General features: G+C 52.8%; 18 protein-coding genes and 4 pseudogenes. 10 read left to right on the forward strand and 12 right to left on the reverse strand.

From position 1 onward, the window contains the following. Positions 1-98, forward strand: a pseudogene (locus tag ACR0BK_RS18765) (IS5/IS1182 family transposase); the annotation flags it as partial. A gap of 64 nt (positions 99-162) precedes the next feature. On the opposite strand, the gene ACR0BK_RS18770 reads toward ACR0BK_RS18765, so the two are convergent. Both ACR0BK_RS18770 and ACR0BK_RS18775 read right to left on the reverse strand, forming a co-directional pair. Next, on the reverse strand, positions 163-1,032 hold the full coding sequence (locus ACR0BK_RS18770) for an SDR family NAD(P)-dependent oxidoreductase (protein WP_480555893.1): 870 nt from the start codon (positions 1,030-1,032) through the stop codon (positions 163-165). Positions 1,033-1,070: 38 nt separating this feature from the next. Continuing rightward, positions 1,071-1,883, reverse strand: coding sequence for an SDR family oxidoreductase (locus ACR0BK_RS18775; RefSeq protein WP_480555894.1), 813 nt, complete (start codon positions 1,881-1,883; stop codon positions 1,071-1,073). A 161-nt stretch (positions 1,884-2,044) separates the two neighbouring features. Between ACR0BK_RS18775 and ACR0BK_RS18780 the strand changes: the two genes are divergently transcribed. After that, a complete protein-coding gene (locus tag ACR0BK_RS18780; protein WP_480555895.1) occupies positions 2,045-2,947 on the forward strand; it encodes an AraC family transcriptional regulator in 903 nt (300 codons plus the stop codon). Then, complete coding sequence (locus ACR0BK_RS18785; RefSeq protein WP_480555896.1) at positions 2,877-3,272, forward strand: inositol monophosphatase family protein; 396 nt, start codon at positions 2,877-2,879, stop codon at positions 3,270-3,272. Before ACR0BK_RS18780 ends, ACR0BK_RS18785 begins: the two co-directional genes overlap by 71 nt. Before the next feature lie 324 nt (positions 3,273-3,596). Here the strand turns inward: ACR0BK_RS18785 and ACR0BK_RS18790 are convergent. The 3 genes and pseudogenes from ACR0BK_RS18790 to ACR0BK_RS18800 all read right to left on the reverse strand — a co-directional run. After that, positions 3,597-3,701 (reverse strand): annotated as a pseudogene (locus tag ACR0BK_RS18790) (IS5/IS1182 family transposase); the annotation flags it as partial. A 314-nt stretch (positions 3,702-4,015) separates the two neighbouring features. Further along, entirely contained in the window at positions 4,016-4,234 is a 219-nt protein-coding gene (locus tag ACR0BK_RS18795) for a GDCCVxC domain-containing (seleno)protein (protein WP_480555897.1), read from the reverse strand. 4 nt (positions 4,235-4,238) lie between these two features. Further along, on the reverse strand, positions 4,239-4,562 hold the full coding sequence (locus ACR0BK_RS18800; protein ID WP_480520997.1) for a hypothetical protein: 324 nt from the start codon (positions 4,560-4,562) through the stop codon (positions 4,239-4,241). 98 nt (positions 4,563-4,660) lie between these two features. Between ACR0BK_RS18800 and ACR0BK_RS18805 the strand changes: the two genes are divergently transcribed. The 3 genes from ACR0BK_RS18805 to ACR0BK_RS18815 all read left to right on the forward strand — a co-directional run bounded on the left by ACR0BK_RS18805 (position 4,661) and on the right by ACR0BK_RS18815 (position 6,847). Then, complete coding sequence (locus ACR0BK_RS18805; protein WP_480555898.1) at positions 4,661-5,050, forward strand: MerR family transcriptional regulator; 390 nt, start codon at positions 4,661-4,663, stop codon at positions 5,048-5,050. Between the two features lie 504 nt (positions 5,051-5,554). Beyond that, a complete protein-coding gene (locus ACR0BK_RS18810; RefSeq protein WP_480473585.1) occupies positions 5,555-5,761 on the forward strand; it encodes a cold-shock protein in 207 nt (68 codons plus the stop codon). Between the two features lie 114 nt (positions 5,762-5,875). Beyond that, entirely contained in the window at positions 5,876-6,847 is a 972-nt protein-coding gene (locus ACR0BK_RS18815) for a fatty acid desaturase (RefSeq protein ID WP_480555899.1), read from the forward strand. On the opposite strand, the gene ACR0BK_RS18820 is transcribed toward ACR0BK_RS18815, so the two are convergent. From ACR0BK_RS18820 to ACR0BK_RS18835, 4 genes are all read right to left on the reverse strand, one after another. Beyond that, positions 6,839-7,087 (reverse strand): ParB N-terminal domain-containing protein, encoded by a 249-nt coding sequence (locus ACR0BK_RS18820; protein ID WP_480473583.1) that lies wholly within the window; start codon positions 7,085-7,087, stop codon positions 6,839-6,841. The genes ACR0BK_RS18815 and ACR0BK_RS18820 overlap by 9 nt on opposite strands. A gap of 73 nt (positions 7,088-7,160) precedes the next feature. Further along, positions 7,161-7,850: a hypothetical protein gene (locus ACR0BK_RS18825; RefSeq protein ID WP_480555900.1), complete on the reverse strand. Its 690-nt coding sequence runs from the start codon at positions 7,848-7,850 to the stop codon at positions 7,161-7,163. Between the two features lie 183 nt (positions 7,851-8,033). Beyond that, positions 8,034-8,822 (reverse strand): hypothetical protein, encoded by a 789-nt coding sequence (locus ACR0BK_RS18830; RefSeq protein WP_480555901.1) that lies wholly within the window; start codon positions 8,820-8,822, stop codon positions 8,034-8,036. Between the two features lie 401 nt (positions 8,823-9,223). Beyond that, positions 9,224-9,403, reverse strand: coding sequence for a hypothetical protein (locus tag ACR0BK_RS18835; RefSeq protein ID WP_480555902.1), 180 nt, complete (start codon positions 9,401-9,403; stop codon positions 9,224-9,226). A gap of 27 nt (positions 9,404-9,430) precedes the next feature. Here ACR0BK_RS18835 and ACR0BK_RS18840 point away from each other — a divergent pair. The 3 genes and pseudogenes from ACR0BK_RS18840 to ACR0BK_RS18850 all read left to right on the forward strand — a co-directional run. Continuing rightward, positions 9,431-10,066, forward strand: a pseudogene (locus ACR0BK_RS18840) (IS6 family transposase); the annotation flags it as partial. 316 nt (positions 10,067-10,382) lie between these two features. Further along, positions 10,383-10,871, forward strand: a complete 489-nt coding sequence (locus ACR0BK_RS18845; RefSeq protein ID WP_480521005.1) for an outer membrane protein — start codon at positions 10,383-10,385, stop codon at positions 10,869-10,871. Positions 10,872-11,572: 701 nt separating this feature from the next. Next, positions 11,573-11,788: pseudogene (locus ACR0BK_RS18850) on the forward strand (transposase domain-containing protein); the annotation flags it as partial. A gap of 222 nt (positions 11,789-12,010) precedes the next feature. On the opposite strand, the gene ACR0BK_RS18855 reads toward ACR0BK_RS18850, so the two are convergent. Both ACR0BK_RS18855 and ACR0BK_RS18860 read right to left on the reverse strand, forming a co-directional pair. After that, positions 12,011-12,979, reverse strand: coding sequence for an autotransporter domain-containing protein (locus ACR0BK_RS18855; RefSeq protein ID WP_480473578.1), 969 nt, complete (start codon positions 12,977-12,979; stop codon positions 12,011-12,013). Between the two features lie 9 nt (positions 12,980-12,988). Continuing rightward, positions 12,989-13,960 (reverse strand): SphA family protein, encoded by a 972-nt coding sequence (locus ACR0BK_RS18860; protein ID WP_480555903.1) that lies wholly within the window; start codon positions 13,958-13,960, stop codon positions 12,989-12,991. Positions 13,961-14,299: 339 nt separating this feature from the next. On the opposite strand from ACR0BK_RS18860, the gene ACR0BK_RS18865 reads away from it, so the two are divergent. Further along, positions 14,300-14,794, forward strand: a complete 495-nt coding sequence (locus ACR0BK_RS18865) for a hypothetical protein (protein ID WP_480555904.1) — start codon at positions 14,300-14,302, stop codon at positions 14,792-14,794. A 521-nt stretch (positions 14,795-15,315) separates the two neighbouring features. Here the strand turns inward: ACR0BK_RS18865 and ACR0BK_RS18870 are convergent. Then, positions 15,316-17,055, reverse strand: a complete 1,740-nt coding sequence (locus ACR0BK_RS18870; protein ID WP_480555905.1) for an amidohydrolase — start codon at positions 17,053-17,055, stop codon at positions 15,316-15,318. Positions 17,056-17,107 lie beyond the last annotated feature (52 nt).

A 17,107-nucleotide genomic window follows, 5' to 3' on the forward strand; every position in this document is an offset into this window, starting at 1 on the left:
TCAAAGACTGGAGACGCGTGGCAACCCGCTACGACAGGTGTCCCAAGGTCTTCCTCTCGGCCATCGCGCTCGCAGCCGTCGTCATCTACTGGTTATGAATCCTGACCCTAGGTTTATAGACGAGGTGTGAGCTTTGTTGCTTGGGTAACAGTTTCACTTGCTCTATCCACGACCTTTCGTTTTGTGCGACTTTTCCGAGGCCTCGTGCGCCGCAAAGGCATCAGCATAGTCGGGATGCCAGCGTGAAAGAGCCGGGCGATTGTTGATTATGTCACCGGCAGCCCATTCAACGCGTTTGCTGTCGCGCTCTTCGGACACATCGTTGTCCGGGCAGAGAATGTAGAAATCTCCGGCCGACATGCGCTTCAGCAGGTAGTCGATTGTCTCTTCGCTTGTCCAGGCGGCAGCAGGTTTTTCCGGCATGAATTTCTGAATCATGCCGGTATAGGTGAACCCCGGTACGAAAAGGTGAGTGGTAATTTCCGTCTCGGCCTGTCGCAATTCGTGCGCCAGCATTTCAGTCATGACCTTCACGGCGGCTTTGCTGGTATTGTAGGCGGGGTTTCCGGGTGGTGTGGTGATGCCCTGTTTTGACCCCGTGTTGATTACCACAGCGGGGCGCGCCGCTTTGAACATGCGCGGCAGGAAAGCATGCACGCCATTCATGACCCCAAAAAGATTGACCTCTAGCACTTTGCGCCAATTCTCCGCGTTTTCCCAACTGTTGGTCGGCAGCGCGATACCGGCATTGTTCATTAGGACAGCTATCTCGCCGAGCGCAAAAGCTTGATCCGCCAAGGCATTCACGGCGGTGGTGTCGGTGACATCAGTCGGAATTGCCTGAACAGTTGCGGACGAGCCGGCCAGATCGCGCAATTCCGCCTCGGCTCTGTCTAATGCCTCACCCGCCAGGTCGACCAGCACAACCCCCAGACCGTCTTGTACAAAGCGTTGGGCTGCGGCTTTGCCCACGCCGTTTGCCGCCCCGGTTACAACGGCCAAGCCGCCTTTTTCAATTGCTTCGCTGTACATGGATCATCAGCTCTTTCTGTGAACGACTGAGTGGCCCTTCAGGGTGCCATCTTTTCCTTGAGACCACCGATGAACGTCTCGTCATCTTGTTGCTTACGCGCAACAAGCAGCTCTTCAGCATCAGGCCCTGCGCGAAAGCGCAGGCGGTTTCCGGTCTCGTTGGCCGCATCCCAAATGACCTTTGCGACAGTTTCAGGCGCAGAAGGGTTCGCGGCCAGCTTGCCAAACAGGCGCCCCATGGCTTCAGCCATTGGCGCGTAGTCCGGCAGCTTCTCATCCATGGCGAAATCGAAAGAACTGCCTCCAAAGTTGGTTCTTATCATGCCCGGTTGGACAATTCGGACCCGAATGCCAAGGGGCTCCAGCTCGTAGTGTAGTGACTCCGAAAGCCCCTCAACTGCAAACTTTGTGCCGTGATAAAGCGCGCCAAGTGGAAATGTGATCTGCCCACCAATGGACGAGATATTGATAACCGTGCCCGACTGGTTCTGACGGAAATGGGGCAGAATAGCCTTGGTCACTTCCATCAACCCAATCACGTTGGTATCAAACTGACGCCGAATGCGATCCATCGAAAAGGCCTCTAACGCACCGTAGGCGCCATAGCCCGCATTGTTCAGCAAAACATCTATCTGCCCGAACCGTTCGATGCCTTCGCCTACGGCCGTTGTAATTGAACCCGAATCCGTCACATCCAGTTGGGCCAGATGTACGTTTTCTAACGCGCCGAGCTCGGGGCCATCCGTGGGGTTGCGCATCGTGGCGATGACATTCCAACCGTTTGCTTGGAAATGCCGGGCCGTCGCTGCGCCAATTCCCGACGAGGCCCCGGTGATAAGAATCGTTTTCATATCTCAAATCCCTCACTTCCTATAGTCACGATAATCACCAAGGCAGGATGAATCTTTCAATATTCTCCAATTTTCTTGCACAATCCTCCACAATCTGAAGTTTTGGGTAAGTGTTTGCATTGCTCCCGTGGTAAAGATGGGTCGACCCACAGGAGGCATTCATGGGACCTCGGGCGTTATTGGACTATGTTCTCGCTCAACTTGATCACTCAGGCGTCACGCACGGTGTGTTGACACATAAGGACGGTGGGACGGTATTTCTCACCCATCCGGCGATCACCCAACATGACGCAAATGTCTACCGCCCGCTGTTGTGCGCGGTCCTGCAAGGTGTAAAGGAGGTTGGGACCAGCTCCAGAACGCTTACCGTGCGGGCCGGGCAGTCGCTGATCGTCAGCAACGCGCTGCCCGTTGTTTCAAGGATCACCGAGGCCACGCCCGATCTTCCCTATGTCGCGCTCGTATTCCCCCTTGATCTGGATCACCTTCGCGCCCTAGCTCCGGCCTTGCCGCAGTCAACCACCCACCGTGTGTCGGATCCGTTTTCGATTTGCCTCGCACCCACTGGTGATGACATGCGAGACGCCTTGTTGCGATATTTTCGCCAGTGCGAAACCGAAGAGGAACGACACTTGCTGGCGCCGATCACGGCGCGGGAAATCCACGCCCGCCTGCTGATCGGGCAACATGGTGGCACGCTTCGAAAACTGGTGTGGCACGAGAACACGGCTAGCCGGATTTTTGCGGCGACGAACGAGATCCGATCAGATCTGGGCAAACCCCTTACCGTGAGAGAGCTTGCCGCTCGTGTGGGGATGAGCAGTTCGGCCTTCTTCGAACAGTTCAAAGCAGTCACGGGAACCTCGCCGCTGCAATACCAGAAAGATCTGCGTTTGCTTCATGCCCGTAATGAACTTCAAACCACCGGCTCAAAGATCTCAGAGATTGCCTATGGGGTCGGATATGAAAGCCCCGCTCAATTCTCCAGAGAATATGTCCGCAAATTCGGATGCTCCCCTAGACAGGACCGCGTTTCCGAATTCAAGTTGCGAGCTAGCGAGTGATGCGCTGGTCCTATTGGGACGATCCGCGCGCCACGGCGCCGACGACTATTTCGATCAAGTCCAGAGACTGATCGACCATGGCATGGAATATCGTCGAAACGGATCTGCCGCTTATAGCTTGCTTACCGTTGCCGCTGGACGGGCCGATGCGTTTTTTGAAGCACATCTCAATCCTTGGGACGCCATTGCCGGAATGCTCATTGTGGAGGAGGCAGGTGGCAAGGTCGATTTCCCCCCATATTCCGAATTCATTGAAAGAGGGGGGGCTGTCTTGGCCAGCAATTCTAAACTTCACGACCTGACAAAAGCAGCCATCTACGGGTAAGATGATTTCGGAGCCGCTTGCTATCTATACCTATCATAAGTTTCAAACGGCTTTGTCGCAAACTTTTGGCTATGCGGCCGAAATGACCACGTGACAAGCCCAAGCCTCACCCCTCTCATTCACACACAAACAACTTGGCAATGCCGTTGCAACAATTACCTGTAAGGTCGTCTTCCGCTTCAGAAGCTATCGAAGAATCTCTCCTGCAAAGGGGGTGAGGCAATGTAATCCTTTGAGTTGGGGTTGCATCCCCAAGGATGGCTTTGTTGCACAGATCAGGGCTTGAGCGCGCTTCCCCTTTCCCTGGACGGACTTTTACAATTCCATCTCAGGATCAAACCAGATCGATAGCGAACCACGCTGCCTAAGCGCCGTGTTGTACGAAGGCCAGTTCCTGGTCTTGTACGTCTTAGCGGACCAACTGCTCATACCTCATAGCTACCCTACTGGATTCAAACAGGGAATCCCTCACGCCAATTGTGCAACAAAGCCTTTCGGAAGTAGAGAAGACCGGGAATGTCAGCTTCACGGCTTTAACCAACCGTTCGTACGCGATGCGGCGAAATAGCGTTTCGAACCCAACCTGTACCCTGGATTTTTGGTGCATGCGCTTGCAGCAGGAACAACGCTGCAACTGCCGAATGTCTTGTGCGGCCAAGCAGCGGAAAACCTGTCATTCAAGCAAATCGCCGCGATGCTCGCGGCGGCAGCTCACAGTTCGCTCAACAAAGCCATCCTTCGCTTCATCTGCAACAGCTATCGCCTAGCTGAATTGGTGGACACGGGACCGTGGCATATGAACAGTAAACACAACAGTCGCCATCCAATGGCTTCAAAACTGTTTTGCACGATTTGCATTCATAGAACCACTGGCAAGCATCCGTTGGCATTTCCTCGGATTCGCTGTGGCCGCATTTCGGGCAAGTCAGGGTGCTTTCTAGGACTACAGTTTGTTTTGTCATAGTCTCACATCTTCATGATCAGGTAATCGTTAATCCGTGCCTCGTTAAACACAACGACCCAAGCCACGCCGGTGATCAAAGTCGTTCCTGCAAGCCGCCATTTCAACGTCGGCAAGGAACCGCGCTGATAAGATACCAGCCACGATATCGCGACGAGCGCCGTTGAAATCGTCAGCACATAGTAACTCGCTGCGGCAAGCTTTCCAAAGATTGCCAACCAACTGCCGCCCAGCCCCATTAACATCACTATCATGGGCAAAACGCAGCAAGTCGCGACGCCAAGTGCTGATAGAGATCCCAAGTAGCTGAGGCTAAGGTATTTCTGCATTCCGTTTCCCTCATGAACCATGACGCGCGGAGTTGTGGAGACAGCAACTTCTCGTATAACTTCTGTAGCCACTACAGGATCAAGGCAGGAAATCTCACATGTTTGCGATTGGGGAAGCATCCCGGCAAAGCGGAGTCGGAATTGAAACTATCCGCTATTACGAACGCGAAGGGATCGTGCCTAAACCAGAAAGAGCATCGAATAATCGACGCATGTACGCCGCGCACGATGTTGGACGGCTTCGTTTTCTACGGAAGTGCCGAGACTTGGGTTTTTCGCTTGCCGATGCAAAGGTGCTTCTCAACCTGTCCGAAGGTGATAGCGAGGATTGCCAATCCGTTAAGGAACTGGCCGAGCTTCATATCTCCAATGTGCGTATGAAGATAAACGAACTTAAGCGATTGGAGGCCGCCCTGAATGAACTTACGGCCAACTGTAACATCGGGAACGTTTTTTGCCCGATGCTTGCGCAGATACGGACCTACTAATTGCACTTTGAGGCTCGCAGTCGCCCTATGCCAACGCAGCATGACCCAAGATTCGGGCCGCGCAAAATCTGCCGTTCGTTAGAGAGGTCAACTCGTTGATTTAGCAATGTTTCCACCAATCAATGACATTTGTGCCTAGCCGCGGTGTTCTTGTAGCGCGCGGTGAATTCGGACAGTCAGCCCTACCTGCCGTATCTGAGCAATCAATTTGCTGCATACGCACTCGGCAGGTTTTATCACAGAAGCCGACTTCTGATTTCCGAACCACAGAGCAATGGTCCTGCTTATCGTTGTCCTAACTTGGGCTAGGCAGACGCAGATCTTCTGTTGCTTTCCATTGTATCAAGACTTGTATCGTGTGTACGCTAAGCCCATATACGCAAGGCTCACGTTTTTCTTTTTCGACCTGCTGTCTCCCAAATTCGGCGTTCAGTCTTTCGATTCAGACCGACCACGCCGAGTCGCCGCAATAATGCGGGCGGCAAGTATTAGGAGACTTCGACCATGGCAAATGGCACAGTAAAATGGTTCAACTCGACCAAAGGTTTTGGCTTTATCGAACCTGAGGGTGGCAAGCGCGACGTGTTCGTGCATATTTCAGCACTTGAACGTTCCGGTATCAGCGAATTAAAGGACGGCCAGAAGGTTACCTTCGACGTCGAAGCTGGCCGTGATGGGCGCGACAGCGCCGCCAACCTGGCACTCGCATAGCCTGCTACGGGCACCCTTCTGGGGTGCCCGAATGCTCAGGGGGTTCCTCAGAGCCGTTGGAGAACAAGTCAGTTGCAACAGCAGGAATTGACCCGGGCGCTCGCGCAATACCGTGTGCCTGATACGAAGCGTAGCGTTTTTGAGCTGGCAATCACCGTCATTCCCTTTTTCGCGCTATGGGGCGCAGCGTGGTTTGCGTTATCTTTTAGTGTCTGGGTCGCGGTTCTACTGGCCATCCTGAACGCCGCATTTCTGGTGCGTCTCTTCATCATCATGCATGATTGTGGTCACGGATCTTTCTTTAGAAACCGCACCGTTTGCAATTGGACCGGTCGGGTCCTGGGTGTTCTCGCCCTCACACCCTATGACGTCTGGCGGCAAAGCCATGCGATCCACCACGCCTCAACCGGCAACCTTGATCGGCGCGGGATGGGCGATATCCCTACGTTGACTGTAGAGGAATACCTGAAGCGAAAGTGGGCCGGTCGTGCCGCTTACAGGTTAATACGGAACCCCTTCTTCCTGTTCTGTATCGTACCGGTCTACACGTTCTTTCTTCAAAATCGCTTGCCCTTTGGTTTCATGCGGTCAGGCTGGCTGTATTGGGCAAGTGCAATGGGAACAAACGCCGCGACTGCGGTGGTCCTAGCTCTGATTTTTTGGACCGGAGGCATGGATGTACTGGTTTATGTATTCCTGCCAACCATGATCGTCGCCGCGTCGATTGGTATTTGGCTTTTCTACATTCAACACCAGTTTGAACACACGACCTGGGAGCGGGAAGAAGGGTGGAATCTTCAGAACGCAGCATTCTATGGAAGTTCTCACTATGCCCTGCCAGGTATCCTGCGGTGGTTCTCTGCCAATATTGGTGTGCACCATGTTCACCACCTTGCCAGCCGCATACCTTTTTACCGGCTTGACGAAGTTTTGCGCGACCATTCCGAGTTGGAAAATTGCCAGCGTATTACTTTGTTCGAGAGCTTTCACTGTGCACGATTGCATCTTTGGGATGAAGAAGGTCAGCGCCTGCTGGCATTTTCCGAGGCTTTGTCGAACGCCAATCTCAAAAAGAGTTTAGTGTAGTCTGGCACGGACCAAATAGGCTTCAACCGTATCACCGCCTAGGGCGCGAATGGCCTCTAGTCGGTGAAGGCCTTCAATCAGCACGAACCGCTTGTTGTCCGCACGTATCTGGATCGGCGTCTTCTGGCCATTCTTCAGGATATCTTCTGCCAGCGTCAGAACCTTTTGTTGATCAAGTGTTTTGGCCCGTTTCACAGGTACATAGATCAGGTCGAGCGGATATGGTTTTTTCTCCAACATAAGCTACGTGTGCGCCTTTCTTGCGTTTATTCCGGTTCGAAGTTCGCTTCAAAGGCAGGCGCTGGAACGTGCGTCATAGAACCGAACGAACAGCATCGCGCAGCTCCTGATGCATGATCCAAGTCGCTGGTTCATCGTCACTTTTGACGTGAGAAAATGCCAATACCTGAGCGGCGCCATCATTCTGTGCCGATCCGGCTTCGGGAAGCTCGAGTTCCAGATATTCTGCAATCGATAGCCCGATTTTCTTGAAGACCTTGACGGACGCCTCGCGCGATTTGTAACCAGCTGCCTTAGTTAACTGACCAATGCTCAGTCCTTCCTTGCCTGCGATTGTAAGTGCTTTGAGCATGGTGACCTGCGCAGGGGAGAGCCTGATCTGGCGCAATGCCTCGACATATTCTCCTTCACTGGGAATGAAGTTGCCGGAGTTCGCCTCCAAACGACGTCGAGCGCTGCGTTTCCTGTCTCGCTCTTCGAGAATTTCTTTTAAGGCTTCAATGGCCAATGACGGTGTTTCGCCAACTGCATCAGCAATCAAACCTTGCGTTTTCGCTGGTGGCTTGGGGAATGCGCGCGCAACGCTGTTACCGCTCAGAATGCCAGCCTTAATCAAGTACTTTCCAAATTCTACTTCGATCACTTCTGATACGTCGGCGTTCCGCGTCTTGCGAACACTGCGGTCCTGAAATGCTCTTTGTTCCAGACCACGCACTGACATCTTTGAGTCAGAAAGGGTCACTTGAGGGGCATTTTTACGCATCAGAGAAACACCACTACAATTACCGCTGCAACAAACACTGCTAACGCTATAGATATCTTAATCCCGTGGGACCGGCGACGCGCCTTTTCGGCTTTGATCCTTTTGCCAAGATTTTCGTCAATCGAGTTATGGTTCACGGCTTGGTCCTTCCGGATTTGTCAGGCGATATTGATTTCCACGAACCTATTTTCGTGGAATATTTTCGGCGCACTTATCGTTCTGTCGTGTGAACGGCCGATTGCATTCCCAACCATCACCTCTCCGATTCAAATGAGCGTTTGAAGGAACAAGGATCGCATCGCACCTGTCCCGGTTTGCGCGAAAACCACGTTCGCATTTCCATCCAGAGTGGGAATCTGGTTCAAGATACGCATGCTGTGGAACAGCCACGGGCTCACAGCCGCTCTCCGCCGCGTTGTAACCTCTGAGGCAAACCCAACCATCCGAGCTTTTTTTATCGCTCAGACGACCGTTTTTTGGGACTTCTATTGCAACACAATCCTGGTTCTCCTTACGAAATCCCCAGTTGCAGTGTATTTCCTGTGCGCCAAACCTGGTTTCGACGTATCCATTTTGAGGTGCAATCAGTTCTTCGCATTTTTCTTCGACACGCTGGAACAGCCGATTGCACTCCCACTGATCTCCGGTTGATGCAAGATAGGCATTTTCAGGAACTCTTATTTCCTCACAGAGATCTCCGACATTCTGAAAACCGTGATTGCATTCCCAGCCCATGCCATAGGAGCTACCCGTCAAATATGCGTTTTCTGGTAAGTCTGTTCTTTGGCACGATCCATTCTTGTTTTCGAAACCTTCGTCACAAACTGATCCATCGGCATTGCCTGCGACTTGGGCAGGAAGCTTTGTTCCTGAGAGCGACACCAAAAGTGCTGGGATCAAACAAAGAATGCAGCGCGTAAACACGATGAATGACTGATTGAAGCGGAGCCTGAGACCTGATCTATCGGCCATCAAGCACGCAATTAATGAGCCATGTGCTGTTCATACGGCGCCTTCTTTCATGGGTCACGCGGTGACTGGTGCATGTCAGGTGACAGTTGCGAATGCTTGCGAGGAACGAGCTCATAGCGAAGACCCCAGCGAAACCCGTTCCTGTGCTGGGCACATGCTACAATTAGTCTGAAGGCCATTGGATCATCGAAGCCGGCAGCATCGCGACGACGAGTAATTTTCACCAATGCACTTTAGTGGTCCTTAGCCAGCATAGAGTCAAGGAAGTTTCCCTCGTCGCAACGCAAACTCCACTAGGGCAGATAGTTTTTGAAACGGCATTGCCAAGTTATTCGGCGAGATTGTTGAGGCTAGATATTGCGCCGGGCGCCGGGCTTGCGTTGGATCACAGCGAAGTGATGTCACCAGTCATAGATCACGCTGCCGGATTTGTGGTGTGACAGCTCGATGATGCGATCGTGGGCACAAACGGTCGGGCCTTCCGCCAAAACGACCAACCGTTCCGTGTAAACATGCCGGCAGATACAGCAGTTTATGAGGCTGGCCGGGCCGCTGTAGCGATTGCGCTCGAGGGTGACCATGATACGATTTAGACGTAGGTGACATCGATGATTTCGTCATCGATCAGCTACAGGCGCCACCGATTTCCACCTCAGATCATCGTGCAAGCGGTGTGGCTGTACGTTCGCTTCAATCTGAGCCTGTGGGAAACTGAAGAGTTGATGCTGCAGCGGGGGATCGATGCTTCTTACGAAACCGTCCTGCGTTGGTTCATCAAGTTCGGGCCGGCGGTAACTCGAAACCTGCGGCAGAGACTGAACCGTCCTGGCGATGTCTGGCATCTCGATGAAGTTGTTGTGAGACTCTATTGTCGCAAGTATTGGCTTTGGCGCGCGGTCGATCGGCATGGAATCGTGCTGGATGAAATACTCCAACCGAAACGGGACAAACGGGCTGCAAAACGGCTGTTACGCCGCCTGATAAAGCGTCTTGGTTTCACTCCCAAGCGGATCATCACGGACATGCTGCGCTCGTATGGTGCCGCCAAGCGAGAGGTCGCGCCGGGTCTGGAGCATTGGTCGCACAAGGGCCTCAATAACCGCGCCGAAAACAGCCATCTCCCATTCCGAAAGCGAGAAAGGACAATGCAAGGCCGTCGCTCTCCAGCAGGGTTGCAAAGGTACATGGCGACACACTCCGCAATCCGCAACCGCTCCAGCGTCCCCGCTCGCCGCCGCTCCGCCTGAACAATTCGATATCACCGCCTCGAAGCATTTGACGCCTGAAATGCCGCCACTCAAGCAGCCTGAATTTTATTAAACAGTATTCTTTGCTTGATCGCGAGCTAACGTAACAACACCGGGCAGGTCAGTTTTATTCAGATGGGAAGGTTCAGTTCGGTAACTGTAACTTACAGTTTCGAACCTCCAGAATGTTCTCAATCTTCCACAGTTAACCAGAGGACGGTTAACAAATCTCATACCGTCGGATCTCAAACGAACAACTCACCGAGGTAAGACAATGTCTGGAAGAATGGTAATAAAACCCGCGGCGATCGCAATGACCACAGTGATGGCGTTCACCTCTGTTCCTGCTTTCGCAGCAGACTGGAATGGCAGCTACGTCGGAGCCCGTTTTGGCTATGGGAACCTTGCAGAGGACTTGGATGGCCATGGCGACTTGGTTGGACTTCATGTGGGTCGCGATTGGGGAATTGACGGTAGTTGGGTAGCTGGTCTTTCAGTTGACTCTAGCTACTCCAATGTTTCCGCAGGTATTGGCGACTTGGACAGCTTGAGCCGCATCAAAATTCGGGGTGGCTACTCTTTTGGAGACACCTTGGCCTACGTAACGACCGGCTCAGCTTACGCTGCGAGTAGTGCAACCAATGACGAATGGGGATATACAATCGGCATTGGATTGGAGCACCGCATTTCTAATAACGTTTCACTATTCGGCGAAATTCTTGAAGACAGGTTTGACACATCCGGCGGAGACAATAATTTTAGTGTCACCACTGCGACATTCGGTTTGAACTACCGTTTTTAGGAGTGGCAAGCTAACCAAATATATCCCGACTTCACATAATTTATGCGTAGTCGGGGTAATTGATTCTAGGGTCAGGATTCACAACCAGTTTCTGACGTCAGTGCTAATGGGACAGTTTAGGTTGATTTGATAAGAGAGGATTTCTGGCTCATCGTAACCACCAAGGAGTGGAGATGAGAAAGAAACCCGGAACCAAGCAGAGCCACAGTGAGAAGGTCGTAAAGGACATTCGTGGTCCTCCGTTTCCTAAACATAGCGGTGGACCAGTTCAGTGGGGGAGGCTCGGCCGAAAGCAGAAGTTGGGCCAGCGCGGTCAGAGCAGTTGCCTTCTCCTCCTGCGTAATCTGCATAATCGGATTGGGATGAAAGGGTAGCGGCAGCTGCGCTGGATCGGTCCTTCGTTCCGGAATCATACTCGGCCTCCTTTGTCGTTTCCTCTTCGAAACGCTTCGCCGGAACCCCAGGGACGCGAGAACACCATGAAGATCATTAAGCGCAGCAATGGAAACCAGCGGGACGCCCAAACTCAGGGTCGAACACACTGCCGCGTCAAGAACCCACTCCGGTGCCATGATCGCGCTCCAAAGCTACGTATTGTCCATCACCGCGCTGGCGGGATTGAAACACCCGGATATCTGAACCGAAATAGGCATTCCATCCGTAACGCACACGGGAAAGCTGCCCGACATGGGCAGAATGAACGGGTACTGCCCCTGAACAGGAAAAACGCGCTCTTCGCCGGACACGACGCGGACGCCGAAAACCGGGGCGTCATCGCCTCGCTGATCGAAACCTGCAAGCTTAACAACGTCGATCCACATGTATACCTGACCGCAACGCTCTCAGCCATCGTCAACGGCCACAAACAAAGCCAGATCGACGATCTCTTGCCCTGGAACCTCGCTGCCCACGTGTGATCGAGTTACCGTTTACGTTTGAAATCCAAAAACCAGGATCTTTATGCGGATCGCGGGTTAACGTGACAACACCTGCCATCAGCCAAACAGGCGCTAACTCAACGAAGGCCATAGGTCAAAAGTTTGCAACAGATCCAGAAACTTACAAGATTCATAGATTTGGATTCCCAACGGGGAAACCCACGTCCGAACATTGTCTTAAGTTCAAAGTTGAGCGCGACGCTAAAACCTTAGGCCCAAGCCTATGGAATAACCGTCAAAATCCTCGGCGATTACACCACTCAGCATTATCCGCCCGGCCTGAACCAATGGAACACCAATTCGGCTTGCGTCGAACTCGATGCCGACACCAGCAGTTGCCAACCAATCGGTGTCCAGAACCTTTGCGGCATCCCCTCGATAGTACACCAGTCCAGCATCCAGAACTAGGTGCGTGGGCAAGTTGAAGAACCTGACATCTTTCAAAGGATAGCGATGGCGAGAAAAAAGCGTCGTCTGGTTGGAGTTGGCCTTGGCCCCACCGGCTTGTGGTTCGTCAATTGGGTGAAACTCCAGAAACGTTTGGCGAAATCGGTATTCTGCCTGCCAAAGGCCAACCTGGGTCTCCTTGAATACGGCGACAGATGCCCCTAATCCCAGTGCATTCAGGTTTCCGTCAACTGAATCCGCCGACTGCGAATTGACCGGAAGCAACGGGAAGTCAATAATTGAAGCATCAGCCGTAACATGGCCGAATGATACATGCCCGACCGGACGAATGCGCCAGTCGTTTTTCAACGGAAACTCCCAGCCTAAACCAAAGGTTGCCGCTACACTTGCCCAGGTCACGTCCACATCGACACCAGGTGCAATTTCTGGAAAGAAAAGCACCGGGTTGTATTTCTGATAAGCCACAAGCCCTTCAAGATATAAGCCATTTTCGAGCGGGTGATACCCGCCTCGGAGTTGGCTTGATCTAAGGCTTTTTGTGTCGCCTGTTGCCCTTAGAAAAGAAAAAGAAGACATTGTTTCGTTTGGGGTGGCAGCAATACTCAAAACTGACAATGCTGCGCGTGCCGCCGCTTCTGAAGCATCCGGATCAGTACTTTGCGCTGTCGCAGCACAGCCTACACTCATAGCCAAAATCGCCACGCAGGCACGATCTTCTCTCATTTTTCCTTTGAAGGTAAACGATTCACCGAATGACCTCATGCACTCCGGTTAAAATGCGTAGGCAAGCGACAGCAGGGTCGCGAAGCCTTCCGTCGTGTTTCGGTTGTCAAATTCCTTCCCCATGCGCAAGGCGATCTGAGCGCCTGGAAGATCTTTGGGTTTCCAGACACCTTCAGCTCCGATTAGGTTGATCTCATATTTTGAGGGATTGCCTCCGGGTGTACCGCTTTGCTTTGAAACTTGGAATGATCGTGCCGCCAAAAGCCCCAGACTGAAGCCCCGGGCGACTTCTTTTCCAAAAGCAAACTCCAATGACAGGACGTCACCTGGGCGAATATCGGTGGTTTTCTGGCGTCCGAACGTTTCGTAACGTGCCTGAAACGTTGCCGCCCAAGGCAGGCTTGCGTCCTGCTGCCATGTTGATCCTACGAACAGCATGTGGCTCCAAAGGCCCTTGCCGGTGTTGGTGCTTCCACCCGCTTCAAATTCTCCGGTTGGGGCCCAAAAGGTGTAGGATGTTTGAAAGTGCCAGGTATTGTGATGCCACCCCAACGCGATTGGTGTGACAACTGTGTCTCCCAGATGGTAGTCTGTCCCCGACCCGGGTTCAGGCCGCAATATCTGATCTCGGTAAGTCAGGACAACGCCTGCCGCATAATCGGCCCCGAGTATCCTGACGTCACGAAAAACATATCTGAAGGTCAACCGGGCCGCGTTGACTGTGGGCGTTGGTGCACCGATGTCATCTCCGTTGTCATCGACATAACGTTGGATATCGTAGTTGATCCACCCATTTTCGATTACCCTAGTTCCCTGAGGAGGCAGTACAGCAGAGGTTTGTCCCAACCCGCCACCCAACCCGTAGCTTCCCGCAATTGGAAACTGAGCCGCCGCTGTGCCGCCGATTATCGAAGCTGCAATGAATGTCAGAGCGCCGAGAACCGCTGAAACCTGTGTCGAAACAGGGAAAAATGCACGTGCTGAATTTGAAGATAGGAGAACTTGCCAAAACCGCTTCATAATGGAACACCTCGCCTCCTTTGTAAGGCGATCATAATCAAATTTGTTTATTTGTTAATAGGCCGTGACTTGCTCCCCACGGTCGTTAACTGTTTTCGTTAGAAACAGTTGAGTGGCCCCGACGGCAGCCCCGACCATTTGACGACCGCAAATGCAATCAATGTTCCTGGATGTTTTGCATGGTTTTAATTCCCTTGCTTGCCGTTGACGCCGCGCACGCGTTTTGTTGTATAATTAAACAAGCAGATTGATGCGGTTGACCTGTTTACGCGAAAAAACCGAGCCACGGAGCGGCCCCGTTCGCACCCATCAAAATCCCTCTCGATTTGGACCGATTGAATGACAGTCGCGAAATCACAGTATAAAGCGCCACGACGAGCAGCAACATTGGTAATGGCCGTGATCGGTGCAAGCTTATTCCTGCTCTTCCTTTCTCGGGACCTTCCCGGCGGGTTGAGTGACGAGTGGGCGAAGCAGAACTTCGGGCTGGTGACACGCTACGTGATTGCGATGACGTTGGGTGGGGCGTTCATGGGGTTTCTGCTTGCTCCGATGTTTGGTCGTTCAGGCGTTGGGGGATGGGTGACAGCATTGGTTGGCGGACTTTTGTCAACATTGATTGCAGGCGCATTCGGCAGCTTTCTTGGATTATTGCCCGACCTGCTTGCCGATGGCTGGCAGGCAAGTGATTTCGTTTCAATATTATTTGGGTTTGGGGTTTTGCCACTTGCTGCGGCCGAAAATTTCAGTTCGTCTTTGATTTGGCTGGTAATGGTGATTGCGGCACATATTCTTTCCCTCTTCGAGCGCAGAAAGAACACGGTGGACCGTTGATGCTTGTTGGCCTTAAAAGCTCAACACTAAAGCGTTTCGGGATTAGCCTGAGGTATGCTCGGCAGCCTTGAAGTGACCCGCTCCGGGGTTTCCGGAGGCTCCAAATCAAGGAAAGATCGCAGCCAAAAAAAACAACAGAGCGAACCGCTATTCACCTGAGACACGTACACGGGTCGTGCGGATAGTGCTCGACGATCACGTCAGCTACGAAAGCGAGGCAGCGGCGATCTGGACGAATTCTGTTTTTGTCCCGCCCCAAGTGCTCGCCTACAGGCGTCTGATGGTTCGGAATGTGGAGTATTCGATTTGGCCCTGAATTCAGATTGTGCAGGCGGTACCGAATCCTTTTGACCTCGCAGATCATGTCGACCTACATCCGTCGCGAATATGATGTGTCCCAATTCCAGGGCTGCGAAAGGGTCGCATTATCAAACCTTGGGATCAAACATCTGGGTCAAAACGAAAAAAGAGGCACCTCCATAATGTGGGGTGCCTCTGAAGTTCGGTCGTATTGACCGCGACTATAGTCCATCCCGATGGCGGAATTGTCCATCCATAATCGTTGCTTGAACCTTGGTCGTCAGCAGCTCTTCGGGATTATCCAATTCCAGAATGTTTCGGTCCAGAATCACGATATCGGCCAATTTCCCCACCTCTAGGGAGCCCAGTTTGTCTTCCATTCTCAATTGCCAAGCTGGATTGATTGTTACGGCCTCAATCGCCTGCATCAGGTCCAGCGGGGCAGCTCCATTTGGGAACTTCTTAGAGTTCGCGGGGTCCAGGGGGTTCTTGAACGTAACCGCAGTATAGATCTGATAGAGCATACTGTTGGTCGACATCGGCGCGGATGGGTAATCTCCTGCAAGGCTGACGCTGACCCCGGCATCGGCCAGTGGCCTGTATTGAGAAACACGCTCGTTCGTGCGCGTGTCACCCAACATGCTGAGAAAGTCCTGATCCTGCCCAGCCCAATCTACCGAAAAAATCGGGGTGATGTTTACCGGAATGCTGTTGTCGATCATGCGTTGCTGGTCATCAGGATGAACGATCTGATAGTGATGCAGCGCATTGCGCTCGTCCGCGTTGCCGGAGTCGCGCGACGCAAGGATCGCGTCAATCATCCCACGCACAGTGCCCGACCCTTCAACATGGGCAAAAACATCTAGACCTTGGTCGTTTGCGGCCTTGACGACCTCTTTCATCTGATCCGGTTTCACCGCCGAGATGCCTATATTGTCTGTTCCCTCGAACGGCTCCAGCATCAGAACCGCGCCGGCACTCCATGTCCCTTCGGGGTGTAACTTGATGCCATGTACGCGAAACAAGTCACCGTTGTACTTGTCGGCCATTGCACGTGCCCGCGCCGCAAATTCAACCGGATCGGCTGTCGCGTCCTTGTAGGCCGGTTGAACAAACGTTCGCACTGGCAAATCACCGTCGGCGAGCGCTTTTTCAAGCACCTTCATGGAAATCTCCAAATCATCGAACATGCCAGGTGCGTTTGTGAAATTCGGAGTGACAACACCAGGAATCAGTGCTGTTGTTGTGCCGCCTGCGACCACTTGTGGCTGAAGTTTTTTGCGGCTTTCCTCGATCATTCGCTCGGGATCCCAAGCGACCTTCGTATAGACAGGAAACCACGATCCTTCCTTGCCGACGCCCAATGGGTTCCCGTCGTCATCCCTGATCCAGTAAGTAACCCCCGGCACCGGGTCCGGCGTATCTTTGGTGATGTTTCCGGCTTCGAGCGCCTTGGTGTTCAGCCACGCGTCGTGAATGGTGAAGTCGATGATAATCGCGATCTTGTCGGGGATGATTTCATCCAACTCAGCGGCAGTCGGCGCCCCCCCCATAAGGGTTGCATTGTATCCTTGGCCGACAACGATCGGCAGATCCGGGTTTTCCGCCACGTAGTCCCGCAGCATCTGCAGTGTTTCTTCTTTGTCTTTTGCCGCATTCAGATCGACGCCTAGTGTCGACCACGCGGAGCCAAGAACATGGTCGTGGGCGCTGACATAGCCGGGGAGCACCATCTTGCCGGTCAGATCAAGGACTTCGGTGTTCTCGCCAGTCAAGCTTTCCACGCCATTCACGTCGCCAACATACACGATCTGATTGCCTCGTACGGCAACGGCTTGCGCCTCGGGATTTTCATTGTCCATTGTCAGGACGAAAGCATTTTTCAAAACCAGGTCTGCGGCATCCTGAGCATGAGCAAGGCTGGCACATAACGCCAGTACACTGGCAGAAATAAACTTCATCTGTTGTCTCCCCTGTTAGTCGTTCCATCATATACGAATAATATCAATTTGC

This window comes from Ruegeria sp. AF1 (genome assembly GCF_056542125.1).

Bases quoted from the DNA above. Each gene is read 5' to 3' on its own strand.
- ACR0BK_RS18770 (WP_480555893.1), bottom strand. From the start codon at position 1,032: ATGTACAGCGAAGCAATTGAAAAAGGCGGCTTGGCCGTTGTAACCGGG.
- ACR0BK_RS18775 (WP_480555894.1), bottom strand. From the start codon at position 1,883: ATGAAAACGATTCTTATCACCGGGGCCTCGTCGGGAATTGGCGCAGCG.
- ACR0BK_RS18780 (WP_480555895.1), top strand. From the start codon at position 2,045: ATGGGACCTCGGGCGTTATTGGACTATGTTCTCGCTCAACTTGATCAC.
- ACR0BK_RS18785 (WP_480555896.1), top strand. From the start codon at position 2,877: ATGTCCGCAAATTCGGATGCTCCCCTAGACAGGACCGCGTTTCCGAAT.
- ACR0BK_RS18795 (WP_480555897.1), bottom strand. From the start codon at position 4,234: ATGACAAAACAAACTGTAGTCCTAGAAAGCACCCTGACTTGCCCGAAA.
- ACR0BK_RS18800 (WP_480520997.1), bottom strand. From the start codon at position 4,562: ATGCAGAAATACCTTAGCCTCAGCTACTTGGGATCTCTATCAGCACTT.
- ACR0BK_RS18805 (WP_480555898.1), top strand. From the start codon at position 4,661: ATGTTTGCGATTGGGGAAGCATCCCGGCAAAGCGGAGTCGGAATTGAA.
- ACR0BK_RS18810 (WP_480473585.1), top strand. From the start codon at position 5,555: ATGGCAAATGGCACAGTAAAATGGTTCAACTCGACCAAAGGTTTTGGC.
- ACR0BK_RS18820 (WP_480473583.1), bottom strand. From the start codon at position 7,087: ATGTTGGAGAAAAAACCATATCCGCTCGACCTGATCTATGTACCTGTG.
- ACR0BK_RS18825 (WP_480555900.1), bottom strand. From the start codon at position 7,850: ATGCGTAAAAATGCCCCTCAAGTGACCCTTTCTGACTCAAAGATGTCA.
- ACR0BK_RS18830 (WP_480555901.1), bottom strand. From the start codon at position 8,822: ATGGCCGATAGATCAGGTCTCAGGCTCCGCTTCAATCAGTCATTCATC.
- ACR0BK_RS18835 (WP_480555902.1), bottom strand. From the start codon at position 9,403: ATGGTCACCCTCGAGCGCAATCGCTACAGCGGCCCGGCCAGCCTCATA.
- ACR0BK_RS18845 (WP_480521005.1), top strand. From the start codon at position 10,383: ATGACCACAGTGATGGCGTTCACCTCTGTTCCTGCTTTCGCAGCAGAC.
- ACR0BK_RS18855 (WP_480473578.1), bottom strand. From the start codon at position 12,979: ATGAGGTCATTCGGTGAATCGTTTACCTTCAAAGGAAAAATGAGAGAA.
- ACR0BK_RS18860 (WP_480555903.1), bottom strand. From the start codon at position 13,960: ATGAAGCGGTTTTGGCAAGTTCTCCTATCTTCAAATTCAGCACGTGCA.
- ACR0BK_RS18865 (WP_480555904.1), top strand. From the start codon at position 14,300: ATGACAGTCGCGAAATCACAGTATAAAGCGCCACGACGAGCAGCAACA.
- ACR0BK_RS18870 (WP_480555905.1), bottom strand. From the start codon at position 17,055: ATGAAGTTTATTTCTGCCAGTGTACTGGCGTTATGTGCCAGCCTTGCT.